This window comes from Xylanibacillus composti, from assembly GCF_018403685.1.
Classification (GTDB): Bacteria; Bacillota; Bacilli; order Paenibacillales; family K13; genus Xylanibacillus; species Xylanibacillus composti.
Genome location: NZ_BOVK01000017.1, coordinates 1 through 2,072 on the forward strand (window position 1 = coordinate 1; position 2,072 = coordinate 2,072).

2 protein-coding genes are annotated in these 2,072 nt (G+C 44.6%); both read right to left on the reverse strand.

Annotation, left to right across the window (positions count from 1 at the left end):
- Positions 1–1,451: CRISPR-associated endonuclease Cas3'' (locus XYCOK13_RS07670; RefSeq protein ID WP_213411367.1), on the reverse strand; the 1,451-nt coding region annotated here is incomplete at its 3' end.
- Between the two features lie 4 nt (positions 1,452–1,455).
- Complete coding sequence (locus XYCOK13_RS07675) at positions 1,456–1,644, reverse strand: HD domain-containing protein (RefSeq protein ID WP_213411369.1); 189 nt, start codon at positions 1,642–1,644, stop codon at positions 1,456–1,458.
- Positions 1,645–2,072 lie beyond the last annotated feature (428 nt).

Here is a 2,072-nt window from a genome sequence, read left to right on the forward strand (position 1 = left end):
TAATTAGGGGGCTTGATAGTAACGATGCACAGAACTTGATTAGAACTATGAAGCCAATCTATTATCTGATCATCCTCCATTCTATCTTCATTAGAACCATGGACGGTCACATTCACCCTATCAAAGAATACCGACCACCCTTTAGGGTAAGGGGAATCTATTATCTCAGTTGCTTTCACTCCCAATCGATGCCATGACGGTTGTGTTGCGGTGCTCAACACGACGGAACAACCATAATTCTGTCTTAGCTCTTCCAAGGCTTGCAGACAGGGCGTCAAATACCCCGTAGGCAAGCTCTGGGCTTCGTCAAGGATGATAACCGAATTCGCAATATGATGAAGTTTCCTGCAGCGGCTTCGTTTGTTGGAAAACAAAGATTCAAAAAACTGAACAGAAGTTGTAACGATAACCGGCATGTCCCAATTCTCAGCGCTTAATTTGACCATGCGAACTTCATGCGAAGTATGGTTTTCCTTATAGTCATTCATATTGAAATTGCTGTGATGTTCTAAAACTGCATCATCACCTATCGCCTCTCTGAATACTTGCGCATTTTGTTCTATAATACTGGTCAATGGAATCACATAAATGATACGATCCATCTTGTGTCTCTTGGCATGCTCCAGAGCGAAAAGCAGAGAGGATAGCGTCTTTCCTCCACCCGTTGGCACGGATAGCGTAAATACTCCTTTGTCCAACAATGCCCGACGTCTGCAAATATCTTGTATTCGTTTGCGTTGCAGATTAACCGGTGTTTGGTCAGCGAGTTCAAATTTCTCCGTTAGATAGTTATCCAAACGTTCTAATAAGATGGATGGCGTCGGAATTGACCGTTCACGTTTCTCCATGATTAACCGGTCTGAATCATTTACGTAGTTTCTCGTATCGATGGCATCCGCATCAACTAGACAGGAATAAAGCATTCTCCCCATAAAACTGTATGACCAAGCTAATTTGTCCTTCAGCAATATTATCTTCTCTGGTTTCAAAAGTTCAGGCGTAGCCAGAATGGAATTTGGCAATACGATTTCCTCCCAAGCTGACGACCACTCAGGTATATCGTCTTTGGACATTCTTTTGAGAAAGCTGCCATCCTGATCCTGTGTGCCGTAATTCAACAATCCACCATGATGCCCAGCGATAGCCATTGAGACCAGGCGCGCAATATAACGAGCGGTCCCCGCCCTTCCAATCAAACTCCTGTAAGCGTCTTTGTCTAAAATCCACTTGGCTCCTGCTGAGGAATGATTCACCTGAATGTTTCTCCCCCGTATTCTCTCTTGAAACAATGCTGAGTACTTGCCGATATCATGCAAAAGCCCTGTGATATATCCCAAATCTCCTATTCCTAAAGGCTTTGCGTACCTTTGGCACAAATTCGCTACTGTGATTAAATGATCTCTTAGAAACTGGTATTCACCTGATTTCTTGGTGTGTGCATAGTAGTTCACACTTTCATCTCCCAGGAATAATCATTGATTTAGAGAACTTCCCCATATCATGCAACAGTCCAGCCAGACCGGCCATATGCGCAAGACCCAGTTTGCCCCCGAATGATGCTGCCAACGACTGAACGTTTTTCAAATGCGCCTTGACCGTCTGCACCTGCTTGTCCGATTCGCGAAAGTGTGCAATGGCCTGCATTGTTCTCCTCCTCTATTGTCATTTTCTATGCCTCTGTTACCTCAACATGCGGGACATTAGACTTACCATGAATTGATTCATGAAACTATAGGAGCAGTCCAAAACAACTAGTTGTTTCACTATTTCGACACTTTTACACATTTTCCTTCAACTGGTTTATTTCCCACTAAACTATGGAACATCGATCTGTTCGATGCCAGTGAAACGCCACACGCCCCCTCGCTTCTAAAATGTTGCGCTGTATGCGAAACGTCGTGCTGCTCGCTAATCATCGCGGACGGACACTAAACGTTGTGCTGCTCGCTAACGGAACTCACAGACGCTAAATGGACCATTTTGCCTATTTTGCAACTCTAACGGAAGTCACGGACCTTATTTCGCCATTTCAACACAGGTTAGGCAGGCAGCGGTCAGACCCCCTAATTCCG